Annotated in this window: 1 protein-coding gene; it reads left to right on the top strand. The window is 77.0% G+C overall.

Annotation, left to right across the window (positions count from 1 at the left end; genetic code table 11):
- Positions 1-11 precede the first annotated feature (11 nt).
- Positions 12-204: hypothetical protein (locus tag DW299_RS02750; protein ID WP_168443061.1), on the top strand; the 193-nt coding region annotated here is incomplete at its 3' end.

The raw sequence follows: 204 nt of genomic DNA, 5'->3' as shown, positions 1-204 counted from the left end.
AGGGCGCCGCCGTGCAGGAGGCCACCGCCGCCCTGCCGCAGGTGCGCTCCGACATCGCCACCGCCCTCGCCGACCAGGGCCTCACCCCCGAGGAGATCGACCGGGTGCTGGCGCGGCTCGACCCGCTCGGCACCCGCCTGGAGGAGGGCAACGCGCAGGTGCAGGCCGCGGTCGGCAAGGTCGACCAGCTCGCGGCCTGCACCT

The sequence above is a fragment of the Microbacterium sp. K35 genome (genome assembly GCF_004794375.1).
In the GTDB taxonomy this organism is placed as follows: Bacteria; Actinomycetota; Actinomycetes; order Actinomycetales; family Microbacteriaceae; genus Microbacterium; species Microbacterium sufflavum.
Note: the sequence above shows the minus strand (reverse complement) of the source record. Positions and strands in the feature narration are given on the sequence as shown.